The sequence below is a fragment of the Klebsiella sp. SYXHC3 genome, from assembly GCF_057196925.1.
This window is the reverse complement of the sequence record NZ_JBXUNG010000006.1, coordinates 38,802-65,125: the sequence shown is the minus strand read 5'-3', so window position 1 is coordinate 65,125 and position 26,324 is coordinate 38,802. Positions and strand designations below refer to the sequence as shown.

Sequence of the window (26,324 nt, the reverse complement as noted above, 5' to 3'; positions counted from 1 at the left end):
TATGTCCCATGCTGTTAATGAGGATATAGCCATGAGAACCTTTCTGCTCGCCCCCGCTTTTATCGCCCTTGCTCTTCTCTCCTCACCCACACAGGCCAACAACCCCGAGACCGCTGCCGTGGCCGTTGGCCCGCTGCGCCCGTCCGGCTCAGTTTCCGCCTCCGGCGCCAGCACCCTCGACGATTTACAGGCGCAACTGGCGCAAAAAGCCCACCAGCAGGGGGCGATTGCCTGGCGAATAAACGCCGCTGGCGGCGGCAACAAATTAGCCGGCAGCGCGATAATTTATAAATAATCCTTCTGCCCTCGTCGGGAATACGCAGCCGGAAATCCCGCCTCCCTGGACTTGGCTGCGCATTTTTCGCCCCCATATTTTCTATACTGTTTATAGATTGCAAACACGAGGATCGCATCATGGCATCAGGTTGGGCAAACGATGGAGCCATCCAGGATCAAATTGACAGCACGGTAAACGATGCCGTCGCCCGCGCCCGCAGCGAGCTTCCTGGCGGAGAGAGCAACAAATTTTGTGAAGAATGCGGAGAGCCTATTCCGGAAGCGCGGCGCAAGGCGCTCGCCGGGGTCAGATACTGCGTGAAGTGCCAGCAGGATAAAGATTTACATAACAATACATATTCAGGATATAATCGTCGCGGTTCCAAAGACAGCCAGCTTCGCTGACCTTCCTTTACCGTTCATTACCGCTGATTGCGCTATCTTTTCACGCACGTTTTTTGGCGAAAAAAGTGGCAAAATGTGCCTTTAGTTGCCATGGCAACTAGTTTGTCCTTCTAGCGCAGCAATAGCGTAAAATAATTTATTAATAATCAATAAATTATTATTCATTCAAAAAATTCGATGAAGACTGTGAATTTCCTTCGATTTTATCTCGCGACAAAAAACGTGATACTTATCACATCGACGGAACATCGTCCCCCTACAGAACACACTGCGAGAGATTAATTATGAAAAACATCAAATACGCTGCCGCTGCTATCGCCCTTTCCGCTCTGTCTTTCGGCGCATTCGCCGCTCAGCCGGTAACCCCAGCCCAGGCAGAAAGCATGAATAAAATCGGCGTTGTTTCCGCTGAAGGCGCAACAACACTGGATGGTCTGGAAGCCAAACTGGCTGCTAAAGCCGATGCCGCTGGCGCAACCGGCTACAGCATCACCTCCGCTAACACCAACAACAAAGTTAGCGGTACCGCGGTTATCTACAAATAATCGCAGCAATACTCTGAAATGCCACTGAATTAACCCTGAAAAGACCTTTTAAATACCCTTGTTTGCCCGTCCGAGCCACCGGACGGGCTTTTTTTTGTCCGTTTACCAGCGTTCGGCAACCTGCGCCAGGCCATTAGCGAGCGAAGTCGCCTGACCGGTGGCAACCAGGCAGCAGGCAAGCTGAATTTTCAGCGACTGCGGAACCGGCTCGCTACCGCTCACGCAGCGCTCAATCCAGCTCGCGGTAATTTCAGGATCTTTGGATTCCGGCAATGCCACTTTTTCCTGCACAATCTCGTCGGCCCGCTCATGCAACACTCTGGTTCCCGCCGCATCAATCAGGTTAATTTGCGGGCAGCGCTGCGGGTTGGCATAGACTTCACCTTCGGTACCGTGCATCAGCAGCGCCCGGCCACCGATCTGCGTAAAGAACGCCGCGACCTTGCCGACATATTCCGGATGCGACACGCTCGACAGCCGCAGCGCGGCATCTTCAGCGAACGGCGTCGCCAGTTTGGCCAGCGTATGCGCGCTGTTGCGCACCCCCATCCGCCAACGCAATGCCAGCTGCTTTTCCAGCGGCGGGCACAGCGCCCCGACCGGGATATAGACCGGCTCATGGCTGTCGAGACGCGCCTGGGCCTGACCCGCGTGGGTGGTGGCCGGGATCCCCATCAGCGCAAAAATGGTCTCGGTCAGGACGCGGGTTGGATCATGACTGACGCCATGAACCACCACCGGGAAACCGAGTTTATGCAGCAGTACCGCCAGCAGCGGCGTCAGGTTGGCCTGTTTGCGCGCGCCGTTATAGCTGGGGATAACAATCGGCATCGGTTTCGCTACCGGCGGCGTCAGGCGGATGGTCTGTAGCTGCATCGCCTCATAAAAGCCCTGCATTTCAGCTTCGCCTTCGCCCTTGATGCGCAGCGCGATGAGAATAGCGCCCAGTTCCAGATCGTCCACTTCGCCGTTTAACATCCGCGTATACAGCGCACGGGCCGTGACTAAATCCAGGTCGCGAGCGTGATTTTTGCCGCGCCCGACTTCTTTGATGATTTTGGTGTAATCCATCGACTTGCTCCCTCCAGCGGTAGGCTCCGCCGACCGCACCGCTTATGCGCTTAGCGGCGTCGGCGACGCGTCTGTTTTGCTTTGCTTTTTACTATAACCTCGGGAACGCCCGGCTGCTCTATGGGAAATACCGGTAACGCATTTAACAATCGCGCGCCGTAATTTTTAGTCAGCAGGCGCTTATCGTAAATAATGACTTCGCCCCAGCACTGATGGCTACGGATCAGGCGCCCGACCTGTTGAATCAGGTTGAATGAGGCGCTCGGCAGGCTTTGCACCTCAAAGGGATAGCGGTTGAGGCTTTTCAACCACTCGCCTTCGGTGATCACCACCGGACTGTCGATCGGCGGGAAGGCGATTTTATGGATATGCACCTGGCTTAACAGCTCGCCCTTTAAATCCAGCCCTTCGGCAAAAGATTGCAAGCCAACCAACACGCTGCGCTCGCCGCCTTCAACGCGTTTACGATGCAGCTCGACCAGTCGATAGCGCGGCTGGTCGCCCTGCACCAGCAGCATCAGGCGCAGATCGGTAACATGTTCCAGAAAGCGATTCATGGCCCGCCCGCTGGCGAACAGCACCAGCATACCAAGATGCTTTTTGCTCTCGACCTGCTCACGGAAAAAAGCCGCCATTTCGGCGATGTGCTGCTCTTCGTTATCAATAAGCGGCTCATAGCGCATTTGCGGAATAATGATTTTTCCCTGCTCTACGTGATTGAACGGCGAGTCCAGCGCCACGAAACGATCGCCCGCTTTCTCTTTCAGACCGCTCATCTCCTGCAGGCGCGAGAAGCTATTCAACGAACGCAGCGTCGCCGAGGTGACGACAATATGCGGCACGCTGCGCCACAGCAGGCGTTCGAGCTGATCGCTGACGCGGATTCCCACGCAGTGGAACCAGACATGGATCTGGCCATCGCGAATCTCGCGGGTGGCCCATTTGGTCACCGGCGCGCCGGAAGACTGCGCCATTGAGGCCAGCCGCCACAGCTTGCTCTGACTTTCGAACATGCCAAGGGCCCGGTTCATCTGCAGCAGGATACGATGCAGACGCACCACGTCGTGGCTGCCGGTCTTTTCGCTGAGATCGTTGAGAAACAGCTCCGCCAACCCGCGTAGCATTTCGGTGAGCTTGGCCAGCCGCTGGCAAATCTCCATCACTTCCTGCGGCAGTTCGCCCATCGGGAAGCGATGCTCCGCCTCCTGGGCGGCAGGCATATAGAGATTGAGAATATTATTGAGCGAGGCGATAAGCTCATATAGCTCTTCGCAGTGTTCATTTAACCGTTCCGGATTGGCCAACGGCGGCGTGGTCTTCGGACGGAACTGCTCCATGCAGGTCGCCACCAATTTGCTGAACAGATCCAGCTGCAGCCGGTACCAGGGCGCGGTTATCTCCGCGCTCATCTCTAAGGCGTCGCGGGCGACGTCCGGCAGATGGTGGCCTTCGTCGAGCACCAGCAGCAGGTTTTTCGGCTCTGGCAGCACCGCTTCGCTCTCCATGGCCGCCATCACCAACGCATGGTTGGCCACCACCACTTCCGCTTCCTGGATTTCGCGCCGGGCGACGAAGAATGGGCATTCGCGGTAGTAGTGGCAGTTGCGGTTAAGACAGCTGGCTTTATCGGTGCTTAGCCGCCCCCACAGGGCGTCATCAATGGGCTTGTCGGTATGATCGCGCAGGCCGTCCCATTTATAGCCGTCGAGATCGGTTTTCAGCGTCGCGCAGAGCTTTTGTTCGGCCTGGTTTTTTGGCGTCAGATCGTCATCGAGGAACGCCAGCAGATCCTGCTGCGTCGCCTCGGTACTGGCCAGCGCCGCCAGATTACGCGGACAAACGTAGCGGCCACGGCCAAAGGCGGCGGTAAAGCGCAGGTCGGGAATAATCTTGCGCAGCAGCGGCAGGTCTTTACTGTAGATTTGATCCTGCAGCGCGACGTTGGCGGTACTGACCACCAGCGTTTTTTGTTCCTCACGGGCAATGGCGATGCCGGGGATCAGATATGACAGCGTTTTGCCGACGCCGGTCGGCGCTTCGATAGCCAGATGCCGCCCCTCTTCCCCGGCGAGCGTTTTCGCCACATCGGCGATCATCTGCCGCTGCGGGGCTCGGGGGATAAAGTCCGGGATCTGTTCCTGAAGCGCCTTATACCAGGCGGCGATTTGCGCTTTAAGCGCAGCGGTCAAAGCCATGAGAAAACCTGAATACTGTATAAACAGCCACTATTGTGCCATTTTTGCCGGCCAGGAGGTATTGCTTTCTGTAGAGGGTGGAATCGCGCTCGATAAAAACGCAATGAACGGTAAAAAAAACGGCCCGCCGCCGCGCACGCGGAGAGACGGGCCGTGATGATGCCTGGGCGCTTTATCGTCCCAGGCAGCAGCATATTATTCGCCGGCAGGTTTACGCGGGCGACGGCGACGCGGTGGTTTACCGTCCTGGGTACGCGCTTTCGGCGCTTCGCCATCCTGACGGCGCGGCGCCTGCTGGCTACGGCCCTGGCTCTGACCACCGCGTCCTTGCCCCTGACCGCGGCCACCGCCGCCACGCTGCTGACGACCATTTTGAATCGGCTCCGCTTTAATCGACGGATCCGGCTCGTAACCGGCAACAGCAATACGCGGGATCTCTTTTTTCAGCAGGCGTTCGATATCACGCAGCAGCTTATGCTCGTCCACGCAGACCAGCGACAACGCTTCGCCGGTCGCCGCCGCGCGTCCGGTACGGCCAATCCGGTGCACGTAATCTTCCGGCACGTTTGGCAGCTCATAGTTGACCACGTGCGGCAGCTCTTCGATATCGAGCCCGCGCGCGGCGATGTCGGTGGCGACCAGCACACGAATGCCGCCGGATTTAAAGTCAGCCAGCGCGCGGGTACGCGCCCCCTGGCTCTTATTGCCGTGGATGGCGGCGCTACGGATACCGTCTTTATTCAGCTGCTCCGCCAGATGGTTGGCACCGTGCTTGGTACGGGTAAAGACCAGCACCTGCTGCCAATTGCCTTCGCCAATCAGCTGCGAGAGCAGTTCACGCTTACGTTTCTTATCCACAAAGTGAACGTGCTGGGTGATCTGCTCAGAGGCGGTGTTGCGGCGCGCCACTTCGACTTCCAGCGGGTTATGCAGCAGTTTTTCCGCCAGCGCCTTGATCTCATCAGAGAAGGTGGCGGAGAACAGCAGGTTTTGACGACGCGGCGGCAGTTTAGCCAGCACGCGGCGGATGTCGTGGATAAAGCCCATATCCAGCATGCGGTCGGCTTCATCCAGTACCAGCACTTCGACTTTATCCAGGCTGACCGCGTTCTGATGTTCAAGATCCAGCAGACGGCCTGGGGTGGCGACGAGGATATCGACGCCGCCGCGCAGCTTCATCATCTGCGGGTTGATGCTCACGCCGCCGAAAACCACCAGCGAGCGGATATTCAGATATTTGCTGTAGTCGCGGACATTCTCACCCACCTGCGCCGCCAGTTCGCGGGTCGGCGTCAGGATCAGGGCGCGCACCGGACGGCGCCCCTTCGCGTGCGGCTGCTCCTGGGTCAGGCGCTGCAGCAGCGGCAGCGTAAAACCGGCGGTCTTGCCGGTCCCGGTCTGGGCGCTGGCCATCAGATCGCGGCCCTGCAGTACTGCCGGGATCGCCTGCTGCTGGATAGGGGTCGGCTCAACGTAGCCCTGCTCGGCGACGGCGCGCAGGATATCGGGATTCAGGCCAAGGGAATCAAAAGACATAACAACTCCGAACCGCCCCGGCCCGTTTAAGGGCGTAGTTTTCAGGGAGATTATTGCGATAGAGATGGCAAAAACCACAATGCCATGAAGGGGCGCAGTTTAGCAGATTTTGTGACGAACCGCATAAAATATCCCCGCAGGAATTACCAGCAAAATAATGCTCGCTTGCGCCGGGTAATTTTTCGTCTTCACCATGGTGGACAGTTCAGCGAATCGCCCCTATTCTTAATCAATCGATTGATTAATTTTTTAGAGTGCGATGAACAGTACCTCCGTGACCAGTAAAGGCGAACAAGCCAAAAGCCAGCTTATCGCCGCCGCCATCGCGCAATTCGGCGAATATGGCCTCCATGCGACGACCCGCGATATCGCCGCGCAGGCCGGGCAAAATATCGCCGCTATCACCTATTATTTCGGTTCGAAAGACGACCTGTATCTCGCCTGCGCGCAGTGGATCGCCGACTGTATCGGCGAGAATTTCCGCCCGCATGCCGAGGCGGCCGAAGCCCTGTTGGCCCAGACGAAACCTGACAAACCGGCGCTGCGGGAATTGATTCTGCGCAGCTGCCGCGATATGAGTCTGCTGCTGACCCAGGACGACACGGTCAACCTCAGCAAGTTTATCTCTCGCGAGCAGCTCTCCCCTACCGCGGCTTACCAGCTTATCCATCAGCAGGTTATCGCCCCGCTACATAGCTATTTGACCCGGCTTATCGCCGCCTGGACCGGGCGCGATGCCAACGATACGCAGATGATTCTGCACACCCACGCCCTGCTTGGCGAGGTGCTGGCCTTCCGGCTCGGGCGGGAAACCATTTTACTGCGTACCGGCTGGGCGCAGTTCGATCAACAAAAGGCTGAACAAATTTTTCAGGTGATCACCTGTCATATCGATTTCATTCTGCAAGGGTTAGCGCAAAGGAGCCTGGGATCATGAAAAAACCCGTCGTCGTTCTATTGGTCGTCATCGTGCTCGCCGCGCTCGGCGGCGGCTGGTGGTGGTATCAAAGCAGCCAGGCAAAAGATCTCACTCTCTACGGCAATGTCGATATTCGCACTGTGAATATGAGCTTCCGCGTCGGCGGGCGGCTGGCAACCCTGAACGTCGATGAAGGCGATGAAATTCGCCGTGGGCAAACCCTCGGCGAACTTGACCGCGCGCCATATGAAAACGCGCTGCAACAGGCGCAGGCCAACGTTTCCACCGCCCAGGCTCAGTACGATTTGATGATGGCGGGTTACCGTGCCGAAGAGATTGCGCAGGCGGCGGCCGCGGTTAATCAGGCGCAGGCCGCCTGGGTCTATGCGCAGAATTTTTATCAACGTCAGCTCGGCCTGCGCGCCAGCAGCGCGATTTCCGCCAACGACCTCGAAAACGCCCGTTCTTCACGCGATCAGGCGCAGGCGACCTTAAAATCGGCGCAGGATAAACTGCGTCAATATCGCGCCGGTAACCGCCCGCAGGAAATTGCCCAGGCCAAAGCCAGCCTTGAACAGGCGCAGGCGGCCCTGGCGCAAGCCAAACTGGACCTGCATGATACCGTACTGACCGCGCCGTCCGACGGCACCTTGATGACCCGCGCCGTCGAACCTGGCACCATGTTAAACGCCGGCGGCACGGTGCTGACGCTATCGTTAACCCATCCGGTTTGGGTACGCGCCTACGTTGACGAGAAAAATCTCGGCCAGGCGCAGCCGGGGCGCGAAGTACTGCTGTATACCGATAGCCGGCCGAACAAGCCCTATCACGGTAAAATCGGCTTTGTCTCCCCCAGCGCCGAATTCACGCCAAAGACCGTAGAAACACCGGATTTGCGCACCGATCTCGTCTACCGCCTGCGCATCGTGGTGAACGACGCCGACGCCGCGCTGCGCCAGGGCATGCCGGTGACCGTCTCCTTCAGCAACGGAAACGGGCATGAGTAAGGACGCGATAACTTTAACCGGACTGACACGCGGTTTTCCCGGTATGGACCGACCCGCAGTCGCGCCGCTGAACTGTACGATTCACTCAGGCTACGTCACAGGGCTCGTCGGCCCAGATGGCGCAGGTAAAACGACGCTGATGCGAATGCTGGCCGGTTTACTTAAGCCTGATGAGGGCAGCGCCAGCGTAATCGGCTTCGATCCGCTGAAGGACGACGGCGCGCTGCACGCGGCGCTCGGCTATATGCCGCAGAAATTCGGCCTGTATGAAGATCTGACGGTGATGGAAAACCTGAACCTGTACGCCGATCTGCGCAGCGTCACCGGCGAGGCGCGCAAGAAAATATTCGAGCGCCTGCTGGAATTCACATCTCTTGGCCCTTTCACCGGGCGATTAGCCGGCAAACTCTCCGGCGGCATGAAACAAAAGCTGGGGCTCGCCTGTACATTGGTGGGCGATCCTAAAGTGCTGTTGTTAGATGAGCCCGGAGTCGGGGTCGACCCTATCTCGCGCCGCGAGCTGTGGCAGATGGTGCACGAACTGGCCGGCGACGGCATGCTAATTTTGTGGAGCACCTCTTATCTCGATGAAGCCGAGCAGTGCCGCGATGTGCTGCTGATGAACGAAGGTAAATTGCTTTACCAGGGCGAACCGAAGGCGCTGACGCAAACCATGGCCGGGCGCAGCTTTCTGGTCTCCAGCCCGCAGGAAAACAACCGCCGCCTGTTGCAGCGGGCGCTGAAACTGCCGCAAATTAGCGATGGCGTGATTCAGGGCAAATCGGTGCGTTTGATCCTGAAAAAGGCAGCCCGCATTGATGAGGTTCAGCAAAACGGCAACATGCCGCCGCTACAGGTGGCCGAAACTGCGCCGCGTTTTGAAGACGCCTTTATCGACCTGTTAGGCGGCGCCGGAACCGCCGAGTCGCCGTTAGGAGAGATTATTCATCACGTGGACGGCAACAAAGACGAAACGGTCATTGAAGCACGGTCGTTAACGAAAAAGTTTGGTGATTTCGCCGCCACCGATCACGTCGATTTCCAGGTTAAGCGCGGTGAGATTTTCGGCCTGCTTGGCCCTAACGGCGCCGGTAAATCCACGACCTTCAAAATGATGTGCGGCCTGCTGGTGCCGACCGACGGAAAAGCGCTGGTGCTGGGGATGGACCTCAAGGTTAGCTCCGGTAAAGCACGTCAACATTTAGGCTATATGGCGCAAAAATTCTCGCTGTACGGCAACCTCAGCGTCGAACAGAACCTGCGTTTTTTCTCCGGCGTTTACGGCCTACGCGGCCGGGCGCAAAATGAAAAAATCGCGCGCATGAGCGATGCCTTTGGCCTGAAAAGTATCGCCGGCCACGCCGCCGACGAGCTACCGCTCGGCTACAAGCAGCGGCTGGCGCTGGCCTGCTCGCTGATGCATGAACCCGACATTCTGTTTCTCGATGAACCCACCTCCGGCGTCGACCCGCTAACCCGCCGCGAGTTCTGGCTGCATATCAACAGCATGGTCGATAAAGGGGTCACGGTGATGGTGACTACCCACTTTATGGATGAGGCGGAATACTGCGACCGCATCGGGCTGGTCTACCACGGCAAGCTTATCGCCAGCGGCACGCCGGACGCGCTGAAGGCGCAGGCGGCGAATGACAGTCAGGCGGATCCCACTATGGAACAGGCGTTTATTACCCTGATTAACCAATGGGACAAGGAAAACGGTCATGAGCAATAGCATTCTTTCCTGGCGACGAGTACGCGCGCTGTGCGTCAAAGAGACCCGGCAGATCATCCGCGATCCCAGCAGTTGGCTAATTGCGGTGGTGATCCCCCTGCTCCTGCTGTTTATCTTCGGCTACGGCATAAACCTCGACTCCAGCAAACTGCGGGTCGGCGTATTGCTGGAACAGCAGAGCGAAGAGGCGCTGGATTTCGTCCATACCATGACCGGCTCACCCTATATCGACGCCACCGTCAGCGATAATCGCCAGCAGTTGATTGAGCTGATGCAGGCCGGGCGCATCCGCGCGATGGTCGTCATTCCCGTCGACTTTGACCGTCAGATGGCCCGCGCCGGCGCCAATGCGCCGATTCAGTTAATTACCGACGGTAGCGAACCGAATACCGCTAACTTCGCGCAGGGCTACGTCGAAGGTATCTGGCAGATCTGGCAACAGCAGCGGGCGGAAGATCGCGGTGAGACCTTTGAACCGCTTATCGATGTGCAGATGCGCTACTGGTTTAACCCGGCGGCCATCAGTCAGCACTTTATTATCCCTGGCGCAATTACCATCATCATGACCGTGGTCGGCGCGATATTGACCTCGCTGGTGGTAGCGCGCGAATGGGAACGCGGCACCATGGAAGCGCTGCTATCCACTGAAATCACCCGCGCCGAACTGCTGCTGTGCAAGATAATTCCCTACTATTTCCTCGGCATGCTGGCGATGTTGCTGTGTATGCTGGTATCGGTATTTATTCTCGGCGTGCCCTATCGCGGCTCGCTGCTGATTCTGTTTGTCATCACCAGCCTGTTTTTGCTTAGTACGCTGGGAATGGGGTTACTGATCTCGACCATTACCCGCAACCAGTTTAACGCCGCGCAGGTCGCGTTGAACGCCGCTTTTTTACCATCGATTATGTTGTCCGGGTTTATTTTCCAGATAGACAGTATGCCGGCGGTGATCCGCGCGGTGACCTACGTGATCCCGGCGCGTTATTTCGTCAACACCCTGCAAAGCCTGTTTCTGGCGGGCAATATTCCGGTGGTGCTGCTGGTGAACGTGCTGTTTTTGATTGCTTCGGCGGTGATGTTTATCGGCCTGACGTGGCTGAAAACCAAACGGCGTCTGGATTAACCCTGCGCTCGAATTTTGCCCGGTGGCGCTACGCTTACCGGGCCTACGGTAAGTTTCGGTCGCCCGGGTCCGACATGAGGAAGGTTTTATGTTTCATCGTTTATGGACATTAATCCGCAAAGAGCTGCAGTCGCTGCTGCGCGAACCGCAAACGCGGATGATTTTAATCATGCCGGTGCTGATTCAAGTATTGTTGTTTCCCTTTGCCGCCACGCTTGAGGTGACCAACGCTACCATCGCTATCTATAACGAAGATAGCGGCCGCCACGCGGTGGAGCTCACCCAGCGCTTTGCCCGCGCCAAAGCCTTTACCCACGTCCTGCTGCTGAAAAGCCCGCAGGCGATTCAACCGACCATCGATGAACAAAAAGCCCTGCTCGTGGTGCGCTTCCCGACGGATTTCTCGCGTAATCTCGACAACTATCAAACCGCCCCGCTACAGCTACTGCTCGACGGGCGTAACTCCAACAGCGCGCAAATCGCCGCTAACTATCTACAGCAGATTGTTAAAAACTATCAGCAGGAACTGCTGCAGGATAAAGCAAAACCGAACAACAGCGAACTGGTGGTACGCAACTGGTACAACCCGAATCTCGACTATAAATGGTTCGTGGTGCCGTCGCTTATCGCCATGATCACCACCATCGGGGTGATGATCGTTACCTCGCTGTCGGTGGCACGCGAGCGCGAACAGGGCACCCTCGATCAGCTGCTGGTCTCACCGCTCGCCACCTGGCAAATCTTCGTTGGCAAAGCGGTACCGGCGCTGATTGTCGCCACGATGCAGGCGACTATCGTGCTGGCGATCGGCATCTGGGCCTATCAGATCCCATTTGCCGGCTCGCTGCTGCTGTTCTATTTCACCATGCTGATTTACGGTCTATCGCTGGTAGGCTTTGGCTTATTGATTTCTTCGCTGTGTTCAACCCAGCAGCAGGCATTTATCGGCGTGTTCGTCTTTATGATGCCGGCGATTCTGCTATCCGGCTACGTTTCACCGGTAGAAAACATGCCGCAGTGGCTGCAGGATTTGACCTGGATAAACCCAATCCGGCACTTTACCGATATCACCAAGCAAATTTATCTGAAGGATGCGAGTCTGAAGATTGTGTGGGGAAGTTTGTGGCCGCTATTAGTCATAGCGGCCACCACCGGCTCAGCGGCGTACGCGATGTTCCGAAGAAAGATTGCGTAGTTTTTTATCTTTCGCCAGCAGCGATACCACCGCCGGGCCTGCCAGTATGACCAGCCCGGCGAGGGCCAGCAGCAGGTTGTTGTGCAGCACGCGCGACAACAACCAGAGCACTATCATGGCGGCACCGAAGTACCAGGTCGTGGTGAGTTCCTCAAGGAAGTCCCCCACGTCGCGCCAGCGCGCTTCATGGTGACGCTGTAAAAACAGCATCGCCAGCAGCGTGACGCCGTACAATACGCACAGCCCTAATCCGACGCGCACCAGCGCGCCGCTCAGCCAACCCATCACCAGTAACGCCACGACCAGTAGATGCAACATAATCTGCCAGCAACTAAGACCCGTTGCGACGCGTACACGTTGTTGCCACTTCATGGCTTCTCTCCTGAAGGATTTTTCTCTGTTACTCAGAGTACCGCACTTTACGGAAAATTCCGTATCACCGCATCTTTTTGTGACGTCTACTACACTATTTTATTCAGGAAAGTGACATTAACTGGAGAATTATGGCTAAGCCAACGTCGCGAATTTCGGTGAACGTGCTGACAATTAACACCCACAAGGGCTTTACGGCGTTTAATCGGCGTTTTATTTTGCCCGAATTGCGCGAGGCCGTTCGCAGCGTCAGCGCCGACATAGTTTGCCTACAGGAAGTGATGGGCGCGCACGAAGTGCACCCTTTGCATATCGAAAACTGGCCTGATACCACCCATTACGAGTTTCTTGCCGACACCATGTGGAGCGATTACGCCTACGGGCGCAACGCGGTCTACCCCGAAGGCCATCACGGCAATGCCGTACTGTCGCGCTTTCCCATTGAATATTATGAAAATCGCGATATCTCAGTCGGCAATGGCGAAAAACGCGGCCTGCTTTACTGTCGCATCGTACCTCCGCACAGCGGCGTGACGATCCACGTCATCTGCGTGCATCTCGGTCTTCGCACGCACCAGCGGCAGGCACAGCTAACGATGCTGGCGGAATGGGTCAACACGCTACCGGCAGACGATCCGGTGGTAGTAGCTGGCGACTTCAACGACTGGCGCCAGCAGGCTAATCAGCCATTAAAAGCGCAGGCAGGGCTTGAGGAGATTTTTACCCGCGCCCGCGGGCGGCCGCTACGCACCTTTCCGGTCGCTTTCCCGCTGCTACGACTCGATCGTATTTACGTTAAGAATGCTCATGCCAGCCATCCGAAGGCGCTGGCGCTTAAACACTGGCGGCATCTGTCCGATCATGCGCCCCTGAGCGTGGAGATACATCTGTGAAATGTCGCTGGCAGGAAGGCAATCGTATTACCCTACTGGAGAATGGCGACCAGTATTATCCGGCGTTATTCGCCGCCATTGGCCGCGCGCAGCGCAAGGTGATCCTTGAATCCTTTATCTGGTTTGAAGATGAGGTGGGCTGGCGCCTGCATGCGGTGCTGCTGAAAGCCGCCCGCCGGGGGATTCAGGTGGAAGTACTGCTCGACGGCTACGGCTCGCCGGACCTCAGCGATGAGTTTGTCGGCGAACTCACCGCCGCTGGCGTGGTCTTCCGCTACTACGATCCGCGCCCCCGGCTAATGGGTATGCGTACCAATTTATTCCGCCGCATGCATCGAAAAATCGTGGTGATTGACGACACAACCGCGTTTGTTGGCGGCATTAACTACTCTGCCGAGCACATGAGCGATTACGGACCGGAGGCGAAACAGGATTATGCCGTGCAGGTTGAGGGGCCGGTGGTGCTCGATATTCTCCAATTCGAACTGGAGAACCTGCCCACCAGCGAGGCAGCCCGCCGCTGGTGGCGACGCCGTCGGCATCAGCCGGAAATTAACCAAACCCCTGGCGAAGCGCAGGCGCTGTTTATCTGGCGCGATAACCATGAACATCGTGACGATATTGAACGTCACTATCTGAAAATGCTGACCAGCGCCCGCCGCGAGGTCATCATCGCCAACGCCTATTTCTTTCCCGGCTACCGTCTGCTGCACGCGATGCGCAATGCCGCGCGGCGCGGCGTACGGGTGAAGCTGATTGTCCAGGGCGAGCCGGATATTCCGATTGTTAAGTTTGGCGCCCACCTGCTGTACCACTACCTGATTAAAGGCGGCGTTCAGGTGTATGAATACCGCCGCCGTCCGCTGCATGGCAAGGTTGCGCTGGCGGACGACCACTGGGCCACCGTCGGTTCAAGTAATCTCGACCCGCTGAGTCTGTCGCTGAATCTGGAGGCCAACCTGATTATCCACGACCGAGAGTTCAATCAGACCCTGCGTGATAACCTCAACGGCCTTATCGCCAGGGACTGCCAGCAGATAGATAAATCCATGCTGCCAAAACGTAACTGGTGGCGGCTCGGCGTCAGCGTGCTGGCTTTCCACTTTCTGCGCCACTTCCCCGCCTGGGTCGGTTGGCTGCCGGCGCATACCCCGCAGTTAGCCAGGGTCAGCCCGCCGGTGCAGCCGGAAATTGAAACCCAGGATCGTGTAGAAACGCAAACCAGAGACAATCCGCTATGAGCAAATCGCATCCCCGCTGGCGGATGGCGAAAAGAGTGCTGACCGCGCTCTTTTTTATCGCCGTCATCGTATTGCTGGTAATTTATGCGCAAAAGGTCGACTGGCAGGATGTATGGAAGGTCATCCGCGGCTACGATCGTCTGGCGCTATTTAGCGCCGTTGGGTTGGTTATCGTCAGCTACCTGATTTATGGCTGCTACGATCTGCTCGGGCGAGCCTGGTGCGGCCACAAGCTGGCAAAAAAACAGGTGATGCTGGTGTCGTTTATCTGCTACGCCTTTAACCTGACGCTCAGCACCTGGGTCGGCGGGATCGGGATGCGCTATCGGTTGTACTCGCGGCTGGGGCTGAACGGCGGCACTATTACCCGTATTTTCTCGCTTAGCATTACCACCAACTGGTTGGGCTATATTCTACTGGGCGGCGTCATTTTCACCGCGAATCTGGTGACGTTGCCGCCGCACTGGTACATCAGTCAAACCACGCTGCGTATTATTGGCGGCGTTCTGCTGCTTTTAACCCTGATCTATCTTTTCGGTTGCGCCTTCGCCAAACGCCGCCACATGACGATTAAGGGACAGCGGTTGGTGCTGCCCTCTTTTCGTTTCGCTCTACTACAGATAGGGATTTCAGCGGCGAACTGGATGGTGATGGGGGCGATTATCTGGCTGCTACTGGGCAGCGAGATTAACTATTTTCTGGTGCTGGGCGTGCTGCTGGTGAGCAGTATCGCCGGCGTTATCGTTCATATTCCCGCCGGGATTGGCGTGCTGGAGGCGGTGTTTATCGCCATGCTCTCCGGCGAGTCGATTTCGAAGGGGGCGATAATTGCCGCTCTGCTGGCGTGGCGCGCGCTGTACTATTTTCTGCCGCTGCTGCTGGCGACCATCGCCTATCTGGTGCTGGAGAGTCGGGCGAAAAAGCTGCGGCAAAAAAACGAGCGCAAGCTGGCCCGCGGATGAAACGGCCCGGTTGCGCTTACCGGGCGACATTTTTGCGGATTGCCTGGATTGGTAGCCCGGATAAGGCGCATCGCGCCGCTATCCGGGATGATATTAACGGCGGTTGCCGAAGATACGCAGCAGCATCAGGAACAGGTTGATGAAGTCCAGATACAGCGTTAAGGCGCCGAGAATAGAGTATTTACGCAGCGTGGCGCTATCGCGGGTATCAATCTGCTCGCCGATGTTTTTCAACTTCTGGGTGTCGTAGGCGGTCAGGCCGACAAACACCAGCACACCAATGTAGGTTACCGCCCACATCAGCGCTTCGCTCTTCAGCCACAGGTTAACCAGCGACGCCAGCACGATACCAATCAGCCCCATAAACAGCATGCTGCCGAAGCCGCTCAGATCGCGCTTAGTGGTGTAACCATACAGGCTCATCGCCCCGAACATCCCGCCGGTCACCACAAAAGTGCTGGCGATAGACGAATAGGTATAAACAATAAAGATGCTCGCTAACGTTAGCCCTGTTAACGCCGAATAAAGCATGAACAGCGTCGTCGCCATACCCGCGCTTAAGCGCTGCACCATCCCCGAGAGCACAAACACCAGCGCCAGTTGGGCGATGATCAGCCCGAAGAAAGTGATTTTGCTTGAAAAGACGAACATCATGACCGCCGGGGTATTCGCCGCAAACCACGCGATAAACGCGGTTAACAACAACCCGACCGTCATCCAGCCGTAAACCTGCGCCATGTAGGTCTGCAGGCCGCTGCGGCTCTGAACAATGGAATCGGAACGAGGGAATCTGTCCATGACTATCTCCTGATTAACAAGTTTCTCTCAGTAAGCGTATCACACTACCAGCGCTCTGCCGCCTGATGATCGCTGTCGCGGGCATCGACCCAGCGTTCGCCATCCGGCGTCGCCTCGCGTTTCCAGAACGGCGCGCGGGTTTTCAGGTAATCCATGATGAACTCGCCGGCGGCGAAGGCGCTGCCGCGGTGGGCGCTGGTCACGCCAACAAAAACAATCTCTTCGCCCGGCCACATTTCGCCAATGCGATGGATAACCGTCACCCGGCCAAGCGGCCAACGCTCCCGCGCCTGTTCGACGATTTCCGCCAGCGATTTTTCGGTCATGCCCGGATAGTGCTCCAGCGTCAGCGCTTTCACGCTGTCGCCGAGATTGTGATTACGTACTTTGCCGGTGAAGGTGACCACCGCGCCGTCTTCATCCCGCTCGGCCAGCCACGGATACTCATCGCCGACACAAAAGCGCGCCGGGCTTACCACGATACGAGTCTGCGTCATCTTAGCCCCCGGTGACCGGCGGGAAAAACGCCACTTCGTCGCCGCTCGCGACCGGATGGTCAAACGAGGTCAGCGTCTGGTTGACCGCCGCCAGCAATTTTCCTTCTTCCAGTGCCAGCGCCCAGCGGTCTCCGCGCGCGGCAAGCTGCTGACGCACGGCTTCAACGGTCGGCAATTCGCTGGCGTCGAGAGTCAGGGTATCGGTGCCAACCAGTTCGCGCACCTGGGCAAAAAACAGGACGTTAATCATGGGCTTCCTCCACCTTAAAATCGCCGGACTTGCCGCCGCTTTTCGCCAGCAGACGTACCGGGCCAATAACCATATCTTTCTGTACCGCTTTACACATGTCGTAGATGGTCAGCGCGGCAACCGAGGCCGCGGTCAGCGCTTCCATTTCTACGCCGGTTTTACCGGTCAGGCGGCAGAGTGACTCAATGCGCACGCGGTTATGCTCCGGCTGCGCCTGCAGGTTCACTTCTACTTTGCTGAGCATCAGCGGATGACACAGCGGGATCAGCTCCCAGGTACGTTTCGCGGCCTGAATCCCGGCGATACGCGCGGTGGCGAACACATCGCCTTTATGGTGGCTGCCGTCGATAATCATCGCAAGCGTTGCGGCCTGCATTTCGACGTAAGCCTCAGCGCGCGCCTCACGCACCGTTTCCGCTTTGCCGGAGACGTCAACCATGTGGGCTTCGCCCGCGGCGTTAATGTGGGTCAGTTGTGACATAAACTATTTCTTTAAATGAGGAATGAAGTTGCACGGGCGAGTGCGCGCATCCAGCTGTGGCGCGATAATATTTTCCCACGCGGTGGCGCAGGCCTTGGTCGAGCCCGGCATCGCGAAAATCAGCGTGCGGTTGGCAACGCCAGCAACGGCGCGGGATTGCAGCGTCGAGGTGCCTATCTCTTCAAACGAGAGCATACGGAACACTTCGCCAAAACCTTCGACCTCGCGGTCAAACAGCGGCAGCAGCGCTTCCGGCGCCTGATCGCCATCGGTAAAACCGGTACCACCGGTGATCAACACCACCTGCACCTCATCGCTGGCAATCCACGCCGAAACCTGGGCGCGAATCGCGTAGCGGTTCTCTTTCACAATAGCCTTATCGACGAGGGTATGTCCCGCTTCGTGCAGCGCATCGCGCAGCCAGTGGCCGGAGGTATCGTCCTCTTCGCCGCGGCGGTTGGAAACGGTAAGAATAGCAATACGGGTCGGGATAAACTCAGCGCTAGCCTGGCTCATCTGAATGCTCCTTTCGAAAACGATTATCCGCCAATATACGACAGGTTCTGCGTAATACCGGTGTTGCCCTGATGCAGGAAATGGGTCTGCTTTTTATGGGTTAAAGCTTCGGCTATCCGCGCTTCCAGCTCGGCCTGCTGCTCGTCCTCGGCCATCAGGTCGCGCAGATCTACGCCGCCTTCGCCGAACAGACACAAGTGCAGTTTGCCAACGGATGAGACGCGAAGACGGTTACAGGTGGCGCAGAAGTCTTTTTCATACGGCATGATCAAGCCGATTTCGCCGGCGTAATCCGGGTGGCAAAAGACCTGTGCCGGGCCATCGCTTCGTTGACGGATCTGGTGGATCCAACCGCGGCGCAGCAGCTCATCGCGCAGCACCATGCCGGAAATGTGGTGACGGCGGAACAGGTCGCTGCCCTCGCCGGTTTCCATTAACTCAATAAAACGCAGTTGAATACGGCGAGGTTTGATCCACGCGAGGAAAGTGTCGAGCTGGTGATGGTTGACATCACGCATCAGCACGGTGTTGACCTTAACCTTTTCAAAGCCGGCGGCAAAGGCGGCGTCAATACCGTCCATCACCTGCTGAAATTTATCCTGACCGGTGATGGCATGGAACTGGCGAGCGTCGAGGCTATCGACGCTGACGTTAATCGCCGTCAGCCCGGCATCGCGCCAGCGTTCGACATCACGCGCCAGGCGATAACCGTTGGTGGTCACCGCGATCTGACGAATCGCGCTGTTTTCACGCACGGCGGCAATAATCTCGGTAAAGTCGCGACGTAACGAGGGTTCGCCGCCGGTGAGGCGGACTTTTTCCGTGCCAAGGGCGGAAAAAGCGCGCGTCACGCGGCGCACTTCGTCTACGCTAAGAAAACCCTTGTTGGTCACGGCGCCGGGCTTGTAGCCGTCCGGCAGGCAGTAGGTGCAACGAAAGTTACACACGTCGGTAATCGACAGGCGCAAGTAATAAAACTTACGCGCAAATGCATCAGTAAGCTGTGAGGCCATATACACCTTTCCAAGTACGGGAGGCGCGGTCATTTCTTTCCACGCCCTGGCGACAGCGCGGCTGCCGCGGCCAGAGCACCATATCTTGCGACACAGGTACCAAGGCTAGAGTGTTAGTTGGTTATGCCGATAGTAGCGCTTTAACGATGGTTTCGCCATTTTCATTTTCGCTATATAATCATCTATATATCGCTAATATCTTGCATTTTCAGTACAGAATAGCCAAAAATCACACTTTAACATTGATATCGGTCAGTTTGACGGAAACCGGGCATTATCTTTTAGGGGTAGATCGGAGACGCTAAACCCGAACATTGAACAGAAGGAATTCGTATGCGCAATCGCACTTTCGCCGATCTGGACCGCGTCGTCGCCCTTGGCGGAGGCCACGGTTTGGGGCGGGTGATGTCGTCGCTCTCGTCGCTCGGCTCACGCCTGACCGGCATCGTGACCACCACCGATAACGGCGGATCAACGGGGCGAATTCGCCGCTCGGAAGGGGGGATCGCCTGGGGCGATATGCGCAACTGCATTAATCAATTAATCGCCGAACCCAGCGTCGCTTCCGCGATGTTTGAATATCGTTTTGGCGGTAATGGCGAGCTTTCCGGGCATAACCTCGGAAATCTGATGTTAAAGGCGCTGGATCACCTGAGTGTGCGGCCTTTAGAGGCGATCAATTTGATCAGAAACCTGCTTAAAGTGGATGCTTTCCTGATTCCGATGTCGGAGCAACCGGTCGATCTGGTGGCGCTCGATCATGAAGGCCATGAAGTGTATGGCGAAGTGAATATCGATCAGCTGGATCACATCCCGCAGGAACTGATGCTCAGCCCACCGGTTCCGGCGACTCGCGAAGCGGTTGAGGCCATCGCCGAGGCCGATCTGATCCTGATTGGGCCAGGGAGCTTCTACACCAGCCTGCTGCCCATTTTACTGCTCGACGAAATGGCCCAGGCGCTGCGGCGGACCCCGGCGCCCATGGTGTTTATCGATAACCTGGGTAAGGAACATAGCCCTGCCGCCAATCTAACGCTGGCGGACAGAATGACGATTCTGGAACATTACGTCGGCAAAAAAGTGATTGATGCCGCCATCGTCGGGCCGAAAGCCGATGTTAAGGGTATGGAAGAACGACTGGTGATTCAGACCGAGCTGGACGCCAGCGATGTCACCTATCGTCATGACCGCGTGCTGCTACGCCAGGCGCTGGAGCAGGCTATTCAGGCATTAGGTTAATCCTCAAGCGGAACTATTTTAAACAAGATGACGCCTCAGATTAAAATCTTAAGGTTGTCTTAAAATATCGCTGTCAACATAACGAACATCTCCTACTACGGGTATTCGTTATGTCGTTTATTTCTTTACGTCGGCCGGTACTCAGCCGCACGGCTTATTTGACTCTCTTTGCCTGTTATATCGGTATCTTTCTTAACCTGGCCTTTTATCGCCAGGTTTTCCCGCTACTGCCGGTAAACAATCTCCATAACTGGCTGGTTTTCCTTAGCATGCCGATCGTGGCAATTAGCGTGATGAACATCATCACCACCCTCGCCTCGTTCTTAAAGCTCGACCGGGTAGTCATCAGCCTGTTTATTCTGCTGAGCGCCTCGGCGCAGTACTTTATCTGGACCTTCGGCGTGGTGATCGACCGTTCGATGATCGCCAATATCTTCGATACGACACCTGCGGAAAGTTTTGCCCTGCTGTCGACGCAAATGGTCATCGTGCTGGGTCTCTCCGGGCTATTGATGGTTCTGGTCGCCTGGTGGATTAAAGTTCGCAGACCGGCCTCTTTCTGGCGCGGTGCGACGATGCGCCTGCTCAATATCGCCGTTTCAGCGCTGCTCATTGTGCTGGTGGCGGCGCTGTTCTACAAAGATTACGCCTCGGTATTCCGTAACAATAAGGAGCTGGTGAAATCTTTAAGCCCTTCCAACAGCATTGTGGCGCTGAACTCGTGGTATGCGCATAACCGGATGGATAACCTGCCGCTGGTGAAGATCGGCGAAGATGCCAAACAGAAAGCGGTGATGCATAACGGCGCGCGTAAAAATCTGACCATCGTGGTGCTGGGCGAAACCTCGCGCGCCGAGAATTTCTCGCTGGGCGGCTACGATCGCGAAACTAACCCGCGCCTGAAACAGGACGACGTGGTGTACTTCCCGAAAACCACCTCCTGCGGCACCGCAACCGCGGTTTCCGTCCCCTGCATGTTCTCCAATATGCCGCGCGCGCATTACGATGAAGAACTGGCGCACCATCAGGAAGGCGTTCTGGATATTTTGCAGCGCGCCGGTATTCAGGTGCTATGGAACGACAACGATGGCGGCTGTAAAGGCGCCTGTGACCGCGTACCGCACCAAAACGTCACCAACCTGAACCTCAGCGGCGAGTGCATTGATGGCGAGTGCTACGATGACGTGCTGTTCCATAATCTTGATAGCTATATCGATAATTTACAGCAGGATGGCATTATCGTTCTGCACACCATTGGTAGTCATGGCCCGACCTATTACAATCGCTACCCGGCTGAATTCAAAAAATTCACCCCGACCTGCGATACCAATGAAATCCAAAGTTGTACGCAACAACAGTTGACCAATACCTACGACAACACCATTTTGTACGTCGACTATGTGGTTGATAAAGCGATAAAATTGCTGCAATCAAAACAAGATAGATTCACCACCAGTCTGGTGTATTTGTCTGACCACGGCGAATCGCTGGGTGAAGATGGCGTGTATCTGCATGGCCTGCCGTACTCCATAGCGCCGGATACGCAAAAACACGTGCCGATGTTGCTCTGGTTGTCGCTGGATTATCAGCAACGCTATGGCGTATCCAGCCAGTGTTTGCAACAGCAGGCGAAGACGAACGATTATTCACAAGATAATCTGTTCTCTACCCTGCTTGGCCTGCTCGGGGTAGACACCCGCGAGTATCAGGCAAAAGACGACCTTTTAACGCCATGTAGAGAGACCGGCAGATGAAAATCTTAGTCATTGAAGACGATGCGCTCCTGTTACAAGGGTTAATTCTGGCCATGCAAAGCGAAGGCTATGTCTGCGATGGCGTCGCCACCGCGCATGAAGCCGCGCTGTCGTTAGCCAGCAACCATTACAGTCTGGTGGTGCTCGACCTGGGCCTGCCGGATGAAGACGGTCTGCATTTCCTGGCGCGTATGCGCCGGGAGAAATTCACCCAACCGGTGTTAATCCTCACCGCCCGCGATACCGTGGGCGACCGCATCAGCGGGCTGGATACCGGCGCTGACGATTACCTGGTGAAACCTTTCGCGCTTGAAGAGCTCAACGCCCGCATTCGCGCGCTGCTGCGTCGCCATAATAATCAGGGCGATAATGAGCTGACCGTCGGCAACCTGCGCCTTAATGTGACCCGTCGTCAGGTGTGGCTGGCCGGCGAATCGCTGGAGCTGACGCCAAAAGAGTATGCTCTGCTCTCGCGCCTGATGATGAAGGCCGGCAGCCCGGTACATCGCGAAATTCTCTACAATGATATCTACAGCTGGGATAACGAACCGGCCACCAATACCCTCGAAGTGCATATCCATAATCTGCGCGACAAGATTGGTAAAGCGCGGATCCGCACCGTCCGCGGCTTTGGCTACATGCTGGTGAATAATACGGAGTCAGAATAACGCTATGGCACTGTTTGCGACCGAAACCTGGACCATGCGCCACCGCCTGCTGTTGACCATCGGCGCGATTCTGGTGGTCTGCCAGCTGATCAGCGTATTTTGGCTATGGCATGAAAGCAAAGAGCAAATCCAGCTGCTGGTTGCCAGCGCCATTGAGGGTCATAACAATCAAAGGCACGTCGAACATGAGGTACGCGAGGCGGTCGCCAGCCTGCTGGTGCCAAGCCTGCTGATCATCGGTCTGGCGCTATATATCAGCCTGATGGCGGTGAAGAAAATCACCCGTCCGCTATCAAATCTGCAGAGCGAGCTGGAAAGCCGGACGCCGGATAATCTGCAACCCATTATTTTGCAGGAGTCGGTGCCGGAAGTGACCGCAGTGACCATGGCGATTAATCAACTGGTGTCGCGGCTGACCCTGACGCTCGATCGCGAGCGTCTGTTTACCGCCGACGTCGCCCACGAACTTCGTACCCCTCTTGCCGGGCTGCGCCTGCATCTGGAACTGCTGGCGAAGGTTCACGGCGTCAGCGTTGATCCGTTAATTCAACGCCTCGATCAGATGACCAACAGCATTTCGCAGCTGCTACAACTGGCGCGCGTCGGGCAGTCGTTTTCCGCCGGGAGTTACCAGCAGGTGCATTTGCACGAAGATGTGGTGGAGCCTCTGCAGGATGAGCTGAAAACAATGCTCGAAGCGCGCCAACAGACCCTGGAGATAGAAAGCGGCGCCGGCGAGGATCTCATTTCCGGAGATGCGACGTTAGCGCGGGTGATTTTACGCAATCTGGTGGAGAATGCGCACCGCTATAGCCCCGTGGGGTCGAAGATTAAGATTTCGGTAAAACCGGGAAATACGCCGATTCTGGCAGTTGAAGATGAAGGGCCGGGCATTGATGAGGCCAAAAGCGGCGAACTGAGTAAAGCGTTTGTCCGTATGGATAGCCGCTATGGTGGAATAGGCCTCGGTTTAAGCATTGTCACCCGCATCGCTCAACTGCACGATGCGCAATTCTTTTTACATAACCGTCAACCCGGACCGGGCGTCCGCGCCTGGGTGCTGTTCCCACGCAGTTCGCGTCAGAAGGTTAATACCCATTGATGTAAGAAGGCGACCACAATCACAAAGGCGGTCGCAATGGCCAGATATTCACGGTTGGTCAGTTTTTGCATGGCGCTATCCTCATTAAACTGAGGATAGTGTCGCTGAAGAAAATTAAGCCAACATTAAGATCCTACGATAATAGCGTGACGGCAATTGCAAATTGCCGTCATTTTTGCACGGCTCCCCTATCACCCTTATGATGCCGCAATAAACAGTTCGCGTAGCTGATGCAATTGATCGCGGATCTGCGCGGCTTCCTCAAACTCAAGGTTCTGGGCATGCTGCATCATTTGCCCTTCCAGCTCGTGGATCTTCTGCTGCAGCGCTTTCGGTGTCAGTTCGACGCTATCGGCTTCCACCGGAGAACGGGCTTTGCCACGGCCTTTGGCTTTGGTCTTCGCGATGTTCTGACCCAGCGCCAGAATATCGACCACTTTCTTATTAAGACCCTGCGGCACAATACCGTGCTCTTCGTTATAACGCTGCTGCTTCTCGCGGCGGCGTTCGGTTTCACCGATCGCCTTCGCCATCGATGGCGTGATTTTATCACCGTAAAGAATCGCCTTACCGTTCACGTTACGCGCCGCGCGGCCGATGGTCTGGATAAGCGAGCGCTCGGAACGCAGGAAGCCCTCTTTATCGGCATCAAGTATCGCCACCAGCGATACTTCCGGCATATCCAGCCCTTCGCGCAGCAGGTTGATCCCCACCAGCACGTCGAACTCGCCAAGACGCAGATCGCGAATAATTTCCATACGCTCGACGGTATCGATATCGGAGTGCAGATAGCGCACCCGTTCACCGTGCTCTTCCAGGTATTCGGTTAAATCCTCCGCCATGCGTTTGGTCAGCGTCGTCACCAGTACACGCTCATTGATCGCCGCACGGGTACGGATTTCTGATAACAGATCGTCGACCTGCGTCGCCACCGGCCGCACTTCGATAACCGGATCCAGTAGGCCCGTTGGGCGAACGACCTGGTCTACCACCTCATCGCCGGATTTTTCCAGCTCATAGGGACCCGGCGTCGCTGAAACGTAGATGGTCTGGGGTGCCAGCGCTTCAAACTCTTCGAACTTCATCGGCCGGTTATCCAGCGCTGACGGCAGGCGAAAGCCATATTCCACCAGCGTCTCTTTACGCGCCCGGTCGCCACGGTACATACCGCCGATTTGCGGGATAGTCACGTGCGATTCATCGATAACCAGCAGGCCATCCGCCGGCAGGTAGTCGAACAGCGTCGGCGGCGGCTCGCCCGGCCCGCGCCCGGAGAGAAAGCGCGAGTAGTTTTCAATCCCCGAGCAGTAGCCCAGCTCGTTCATCATTTCGAGGTCGAACTGAGTGCGCTGGCTCAGCCGCTGCTCTTCAAGCAGTTTATTGTTCGCCAGCAGGACCTTGCGGCGGTCAGCCAGCTCGTCTTTGATCTCTTCCATCGCCTGTACGATACGCTCGCGCGGCGTAACGTAGTGGGTCTTCGGATAGATGGTATAGCGTGGAATGGACGATTCGACGTGGCCGGTCAGCGGGTCAAACAGCGATAGCCGCTCGACCTCTTCGTCAAACAGTTCAATACGCAGCGCGATATCATCGGATTCCGCCGGGAAAACATCGATAACCTCGCCGCGGACGCGGAAAGTGCCGCGCTGGAAGGCCTGATCGTTGCGGGTGTATTGCAGTTCCGCCAGCCGACGCAGGATCGCCCGCTGGTCGATCAGCATGCCGGTGGTCAGGTGCAGCATCATCTTCAGATACAGATCCGGGTCGCCAAGACCGTAGATGGCGGAAACCGAAGCCACCACCACTACATCACGCCGTTCGAGCAACGCTTTGGTGGCCGACAGACGCATCTGCTCAATGTGTTCGTTCACCGAGGCGTCTTTTTCGATAAAGGTATCCGAGCTCGGTACGTAGGCTTCAGGCTGGTAATAATCGTAGTAGGAGACAAAATACTCCACCGCATTCTCGGGAAAGAACTCTTTCATCTCGCCATACAGCTGCGCCGCCAGGGTTTTGTTCGGCGCCAGCACCATCGTCGGGCGCTGTAAGTCAGCGATAACGTTGGCGATGGTGAAGGTTTTCCCCGAACCGGTTACCCCAAGCAGGGTTTGATGCGCAAGGCCATCTTCCAGCCCCTCTTCCAGACGGCGGATGGCTTCGGGCTGATCGCCGGAAGGACGGAATGCGGAGTGCAGCTTGAATGGTTTGCTCATATTTCAGGACCTGAAGATGGGATTGGCCAGCAGGTGTTTAATTCTACCCTTCAGTTTCATTTTTGCCAATAAATAATACTGGATATAAAAACAGTATCGCATTATTGTATGGCGGCAAAAGGACGCGCGGTCGTCCGACTGCGGGCGTAAAATGCGCGCTTTGCGGAATAATCCACCAGCCTGTGTGGTTATCCCCAGAAACATTTATCATTTAACATTTGTCAAGCAAGGTAATGAATCTTTTATGGCAGCCGGTGACACTTTTCTGACAGCCATTGCTTTTATTTAACTTGCTGAAATAAAACATAATTTACCAAAAGA

The 26,324-nt window shown here is 56.4% G+C and carries 26 protein-coding genes and 1 riboswitch; of the genes, 15 read left to right on the top strand and 11 right to left on the bottom strand.

Translation table 11 applies throughout. From position 1 onward, the window contains the following. Positions 1–31 precede the first annotated feature (31 nt). The 3 genes from AC2CGP_RS16235 to ybiJ all read left to right on the top strand — a co-directional run bounded on the left by AC2CGP_RS16235 (position 32) and on the right by ybiJ (position 1,226). Positions 32–295, top strand: coding sequence for a YdgH/BhsA/McbA-like domain containing protein (locus tag AC2CGP_RS16235; RefSeq protein ID WP_015704817.1), 264 nt, complete (start codon positions 32–34; stop codon positions 293–295). Positions 296–414: 119 nt separating this feature from the next. Further along, positions 415–681, top strand: a complete 267-nt coding sequence (locus AC2CGP_RS16230; RefSeq protein WP_046883531.1) for a DksA/TraR family C4-type zinc finger protein — start codon at positions 415–417, stop codon at positions 679–681. A 284-nt stretch (positions 682–965) separates the two neighbouring features. After that, on the top strand, positions 966–1,226 hold the full coding sequence (gene ybiJ / locus AC2CGP_RS16225) for a DUF1471 family protein YbiJ (protein WP_015367588.1): 261 nt from the start codon (positions 966–968) through the stop codon (positions 1,224–1,226). Positions 1,227–1,328: 102 nt separating this feature from the next. Here ybiJ and ybiB read toward each other — a convergent pair whose 3' ends face one another. From ybiB to rhlE, 3 genes are all read right to left on the bottom strand, one after another. Then, a complete protein-coding gene (gene ybiB / locus AC2CGP_RS16220) occupies positions 1,329–2,297 on the bottom strand; it encodes a DNA-binding protein YbiB (RefSeq protein ID WP_046883532.1) in 969 nt (322 codons plus the stop codon). A 50-nt stretch (positions 2,298–2,347) separates the two neighbouring features. Next, positions 2,348–4,492 carry an ATP-dependent DNA helicase DinG gene (gene dinG / locus AC2CGP_RS16215; protein WP_015367590.1) on the bottom strand — a complete coding sequence of 715 codons (2,145 nt, stop codon included), beginning with the start codon at positions 4,490–4,492 and terminating at the stop codon, positions 2,348–2,350. 195 nt (positions 4,493–4,687) lie between these two features. Beyond that, entirely contained in the window at positions 4,688–6,028 is a 1,341-nt protein-coding gene (gene rhlE, locus AC2CGP_RS16210; RefSeq protein WP_015367592.1) for an ATP-dependent RNA helicase RhlE, read from the bottom strand. A gap of 259 nt (positions 6,029–6,287) precedes the next feature. Here rhlE and cecR point away from each other — a divergent pair, with 259 nt between their 5' ends. From cecR to AC2CGP_RS16185, 5 genes are all read left to right on the top strand, one after another. Then, entirely contained in the window at positions 6,288–6,965 is a 678-nt protein-coding gene (gene cecR / locus AC2CGP_RS16205) for a transcriptional regulator CecR (protein WP_015704813.1), read from the top strand. Next, a complete protein-coding gene (gene hlyD, locus AC2CGP_RS16200; protein ID WP_015704812.1) occupies positions 6,962–7,954 on the top strand; it encodes a secretion protein HlyD in 993 nt (330 codons plus the stop codon). The genes cecR and hlyD overlap by 4 nt, the downstream gene beginning before the upstream one ends. Continuing rightward, positions 7,947–9,686 carry an ATP-binding cassette domain-containing protein gene (locus AC2CGP_RS16195; protein WP_020079305.1) on the top strand — a complete coding sequence of 580 codons (1,740 nt, stop codon included), beginning with the start codon at positions 7,947–7,949 and terminating at the stop codon, positions 9,684–9,686. Before hlyD ends, AC2CGP_RS16195 begins: the two co-directional genes overlap by 8 nt. Next, positions 9,676–10,809: an ABC transporter permease gene (locus AC2CGP_RS16190; RefSeq protein WP_046883533.1), complete on the top strand. Its 1,134-nt coding sequence runs from the start codon at positions 9,676–9,678 to the stop codon at positions 10,807–10,809. Before AC2CGP_RS16195 ends, AC2CGP_RS16190 begins: the two co-directional genes overlap by 11 nt. An 88-nt stretch (positions 10,810–10,897) precedes the next feature. Beyond that, entirely contained in the window at positions 10,898–12,004 is a 1,107-nt protein-coding gene (locus tag AC2CGP_RS16185) for an ABC transporter permease (protein ID WP_046883534.1), read from the top strand. Here AC2CGP_RS16185 and AC2CGP_RS16180 read toward each other — a convergent pair. Next, entirely contained in the window at positions 11,966–12,376 is a 411-nt protein-coding gene (locus AC2CGP_RS16180; protein ID WP_046883535.1) for a YbhQ family protein, read from the bottom strand. The two genes, AC2CGP_RS16185 and AC2CGP_RS16180, sit on opposite strands and share 39 nt — an antisense overlap. Positions 12,377–12,507: 131 nt before the next feature. On the opposite strand from AC2CGP_RS16180, the gene AC2CGP_RS16175 reads away from it, so the two are divergent. Genes AC2CGP_RS16175 through AC2CGP_RS16165 form a run of 3 tightly spaced genes read left to right on the top strand, consistent with a single transcriptional unit; the run spans position 12,508 to position 15,472 of the window. Continuing rightward, entirely contained in the window at positions 12,508–13,269 is a 762-nt protein-coding gene (locus AC2CGP_RS16175; RefSeq protein ID WP_046883536.1) for an endonuclease/exonuclease/phosphatase family protein, read from the top strand. Further along, the gene (clsB, locus tag AC2CGP_RS16170; protein WP_015704806.1) at positions 13,266–14,510 is read left to right on the top strand and encodes a cardiolipin synthase ClsB; all 1,245 of its coding nucleotides are present in this window, start codon (positions 13,266–13,268) and stop codon (positions 14,508–14,510) included. Before AC2CGP_RS16175 ends, clsB begins: the two co-directional genes overlap by 4 nt. Then, on the top strand, positions 14,507–15,472 hold the full coding sequence (locus AC2CGP_RS16165; protein ID WP_015367601.1) for a lysylphosphatidylglycerol synthase domain-containing protein: 966 nt from the start codon (positions 14,507–14,509) through the stop codon (positions 15,470–15,472). The genes clsB and AC2CGP_RS16165 overlap by 4 nt, the downstream gene beginning before the upstream one ends. Positions 15,473–15,565: 93 nt before the next feature. Here the strand turns inward: AC2CGP_RS16165 and AC2CGP_RS16160 are convergent, their stop codons facing one another. The 6 genes from AC2CGP_RS16160 to moaA form a co-directional block, all read right to left on the bottom strand. Then, positions 15,566–16,270 carry a Bax inhibitor-1/YccA family protein gene (locus AC2CGP_RS16160; protein ID WP_015367602.1) on the bottom strand — a complete coding sequence of 235 codons (705 nt, stop codon included), beginning with the start codon at positions 16,268–16,270 and terminating at the stop codon, positions 15,566–15,568. A gap of 44 nt (positions 16,271–16,314) precedes the next feature. Further along, positions 16,315–16,767, bottom strand: coding sequence for a molybdopterin synthase catalytic subunit MoaE (gene moaE / locus AC2CGP_RS16155; RefSeq protein ID WP_015367603.1), 453 nt, complete (start codon positions 16,765–16,767; stop codon positions 16,315–16,317). A gap of 1 nt (position 16,768) precedes the next feature. Next, on the bottom strand, positions 16,769–17,017 hold the full coding sequence (moaD, locus tag AC2CGP_RS16150) for a molybdopterin synthase sulfur carrier subunit (RefSeq protein ID WP_015367604.1): 249 nt from the start codon (positions 17,015–17,017) through the stop codon (positions 16,769–16,771). Then, a complete protein-coding gene (gene moaC / locus AC2CGP_RS16145; RefSeq protein ID WP_015367605.1) occupies positions 17,010–17,498 on the bottom strand; it encodes a cyclic pyranopterin monophosphate synthase MoaC in 489 nt (162 codons plus the stop codon). The genes moaD and moaC overlap by 8 nt, the downstream gene beginning before the upstream one ends. A 3-nt stretch (positions 17,499–17,501) precedes the next feature. Further along, positions 17,502–18,014, bottom strand: coding sequence for a molybdenum cofactor biosynthesis protein B (moaB, locus tag AC2CGP_RS16140; protein WP_015367606.1), 513 nt, complete (start codon positions 18,012–18,014; stop codon positions 17,502–17,504). A 23-nt stretch (positions 18,015–18,037) separates the two neighbouring features. Next, the gene (gene moaA, locus AC2CGP_RS16135; RefSeq protein WP_059304916.1) at positions 18,038–19,027 is read right to left on the bottom strand and encodes a GTP 3',8-cyclase MoaA; all 990 of its coding nucleotides are present in this window, start codon (positions 19,025–19,027) and stop codon (positions 18,038–18,040) included. Further along, positions 19,015–19,152, bottom strand: a riboswitch (molybdenum cofactor riboswitch). Its footprint overlaps the gene before it by 13 nt. 208 nt (positions 19,153–19,360) lie before the next feature. Here moaA and yvcK point away from each other — a divergent pair. The 4 genes from yvcK (at position 19,361) to pmrB (ending at position 23,790) form a co-directional block, all read left to right on the top strand. Further along, a complete protein-coding gene (gene yvcK, locus AC2CGP_RS16130) occupies positions 19,361–20,266 on the top strand; it encodes a uridine diphosphate-N-acetylglucosamine-binding protein YvcK (protein ID WP_032712921.1) in 906 nt (301 codons plus the stop codon). 110 nt (positions 20,267–20,376) lie between these two features. Continuing rightward, positions 20,377–22,020: a phosphoethanolamine transferase EptA gene (gene eptA / locus AC2CGP_RS16125; RefSeq protein ID WP_046883537.1), complete on the top strand. Its 1,644-nt coding sequence runs from the start codon at positions 20,377–20,379 to the stop codon at positions 22,018–22,020. Continuing rightward, positions 22,017–22,688, top strand: coding sequence for a two-component system response regulator PmrA (gene pmrA / locus AC2CGP_RS16120; protein ID WP_032705592.1), 672 nt, complete (start codon positions 22,017–22,019; stop codon positions 22,686–22,688). The genes eptA and pmrA overlap by 4 nt, the downstream gene beginning before the upstream one ends. 4 nt (positions 22,689–22,692) lie before the next feature. Then, positions 22,693–23,790 carry a two-component system sensor histidine kinase PmrB gene (pmrB, locus tag AC2CGP_RS16115; protein WP_046883538.1) on the top strand — a complete coding sequence of 366 codons (1,098 nt, stop codon included), beginning with the start codon at positions 22,693–22,695 and terminating at the stop codon, positions 23,788–23,790. A gap of 197 nt (positions 23,791–23,987) precedes the next feature. Here the strand turns inward: pmrB and uvrB are convergent, their stop codons facing one another. Continuing rightward, complete coding sequence (uvrB, locus tag AC2CGP_RS16110; protein ID WP_015367612.1) at positions 23,988–26,003, bottom strand: excinuclease ABC subunit UvrB; 2,016 nt, start codon at positions 26,001–26,003, stop codon at positions 23,988–23,990. Positions 26,004–26,324 lie beyond the last annotated feature (321 nt).

Coding starts and splice junctions, on each gene's coding strand:
- moaA (WP_059304916.1), bottom strand. CDS start 19,027: ATGGCCTCACAGCTTACTGATGCATTTGCGCGTAAGTTTTATTACTTG.
- hlyD (WP_015704812.1), top strand. CDS start 6,962: ATGAAAAAACCCGTCGTCGTTCTATTGGTCGTCATCGTGCTCGCCGCG.
- AC2CGP_RS16160 (WP_015367602.1), bottom strand. CDS start 16,270: ATGGACAGATTCCCTCGTTCCGATTCCATTGTTCAGAGCCGCAGCGGC.
- cecR (WP_015704813.1), top strand. CDS start 6,288: ATGAACAGTACCTCCGTGACCAGTAAAGGCGAACAAGCCAAAAGCCAG.
- moaE (WP_015367603.1), bottom strand. CDS start 16,767: ATGACGCAGACTCGTATCGTGGTAAGCCCGGCGCGCTTTTGTGTCGGC.
- uvrB (WP_015367612.1), bottom strand. CDS start 26,003: ATGAGCAAACCATTCAAGCTGCACTCCGCATTCCGTCCTTCCGGCGAT.
- AC2CGP_RS16165 (WP_015367601.1), top strand. CDS start 14,507: ATGAGCAAATCGCATCCCCGCTGGCGGATGGCGAAAAGAGTGCTGACC.
- AC2CGP_RS16190 (WP_046883533.1), top strand. CDS start 9,676: ATGAGCAATAGCATTCTTTCCTGGCGACGAGTACGCGCGCTGTGCGTC.
- eptA (WP_046883537.1), top strand. CDS start 20,377: ATGTCGTTTATTTCTTTACGTCGGCCGGTACTCAGCCGCACGGCTTAT.
- AC2CGP_RS16175 (WP_046883536.1), top strand. CDS start 12,508: ATGGCTAAGCCAACGTCGCGAATTTCGGTGAACGTGCTGACAATTAAC.
- moaB (WP_015367606.1), bottom strand. CDS start 18,014: ATGAGCCAGGCTAGCGCTGAGTTTATCCCGACCCGTATTGCTATTCTT.
- AC2CGP_RS16195 (WP_020079305.1), top strand. CDS start 7,947: ATGAGTAAGGACGCGATAACTTTAACCGGACTGACACGCGGTTTTCCC.
- moaC (WP_015367605.1), bottom strand. CDS start 17,498: ATGTCACAACTGACCCACATTAACGCCGCGGGCGAAGCCCACATGGTT.
- AC2CGP_RS16235 (WP_015704817.1), top strand. CDS start 32: ATGAGAACCTTTCTGCTCGCCCCCGCTTTTATCGCCCTTGCTCTTCTC.
- pmrA (WP_032705592.1), top strand. CDS start 22,017: ATGAAAATCTTAGTCATTGAAGACGATGCGCTCCTGTTACAAGGGTTA.
- AC2CGP_RS16185 (WP_046883534.1), top strand. CDS start 10,898: ATGTTTCATCGTTTATGGACATTAATCCGCAAAGAGCTGCAGTCGCTG.
- dinG (WP_015367590.1), bottom strand. CDS start 4,492: ATGGCTTTGACCGCTGCGCTTAAAGCGCAAATCGCCGCCTGGTATAAG.
- AC2CGP_RS16180 (WP_046883535.1), bottom strand. CDS start 12,376: ATGAAGTGGCAACAACGTGTACGCGTCGCAACGGGTCTTAGTTGCTGG.
- AC2CGP_RS16230 (WP_046883531.1), top strand. CDS start 415: ATGGCATCAGGTTGGGCAAACGATGGAGCCATCCAGGATCAAATTGAC.
- ybiJ (WP_015367588.1), top strand. CDS start 966: ATGAAAAACATCAAATACGCTGCCGCTGCTATCGCCCTTTCCGCTCTG.
- ybiB (WP_046883532.1), bottom strand. CDS start 2,297: ATGGATTACACCAAAATCATCAAAGAAGTCGGGCGCGGCAAAAATCAC.
- yvcK (WP_032712921.1), top strand. CDS start 19,361: ATGCGCAATCGCACTTTCGCCGATCTGGACCGCGTCGTCGCCCTTGGC.
- moaD (WP_015367604.1), bottom strand. CDS start 17,017: ATGATTAACGTCCTGTTTTTTGCCCAGGTGCGCGAACTGGTTGGCACC.
- pmrB (WP_046883538.1), top strand. CDS start 22,693: ATGGCACTGTTTGCGACCGAAACCTGGACCATGCGCCACCGCCTGCTG.
- rhlE (WP_015367592.1), bottom strand. CDS start 6,028: ATGTCTTTTGATTCCCTTGGCCTGAATCCCGATATCCTGCGCGCCGTC.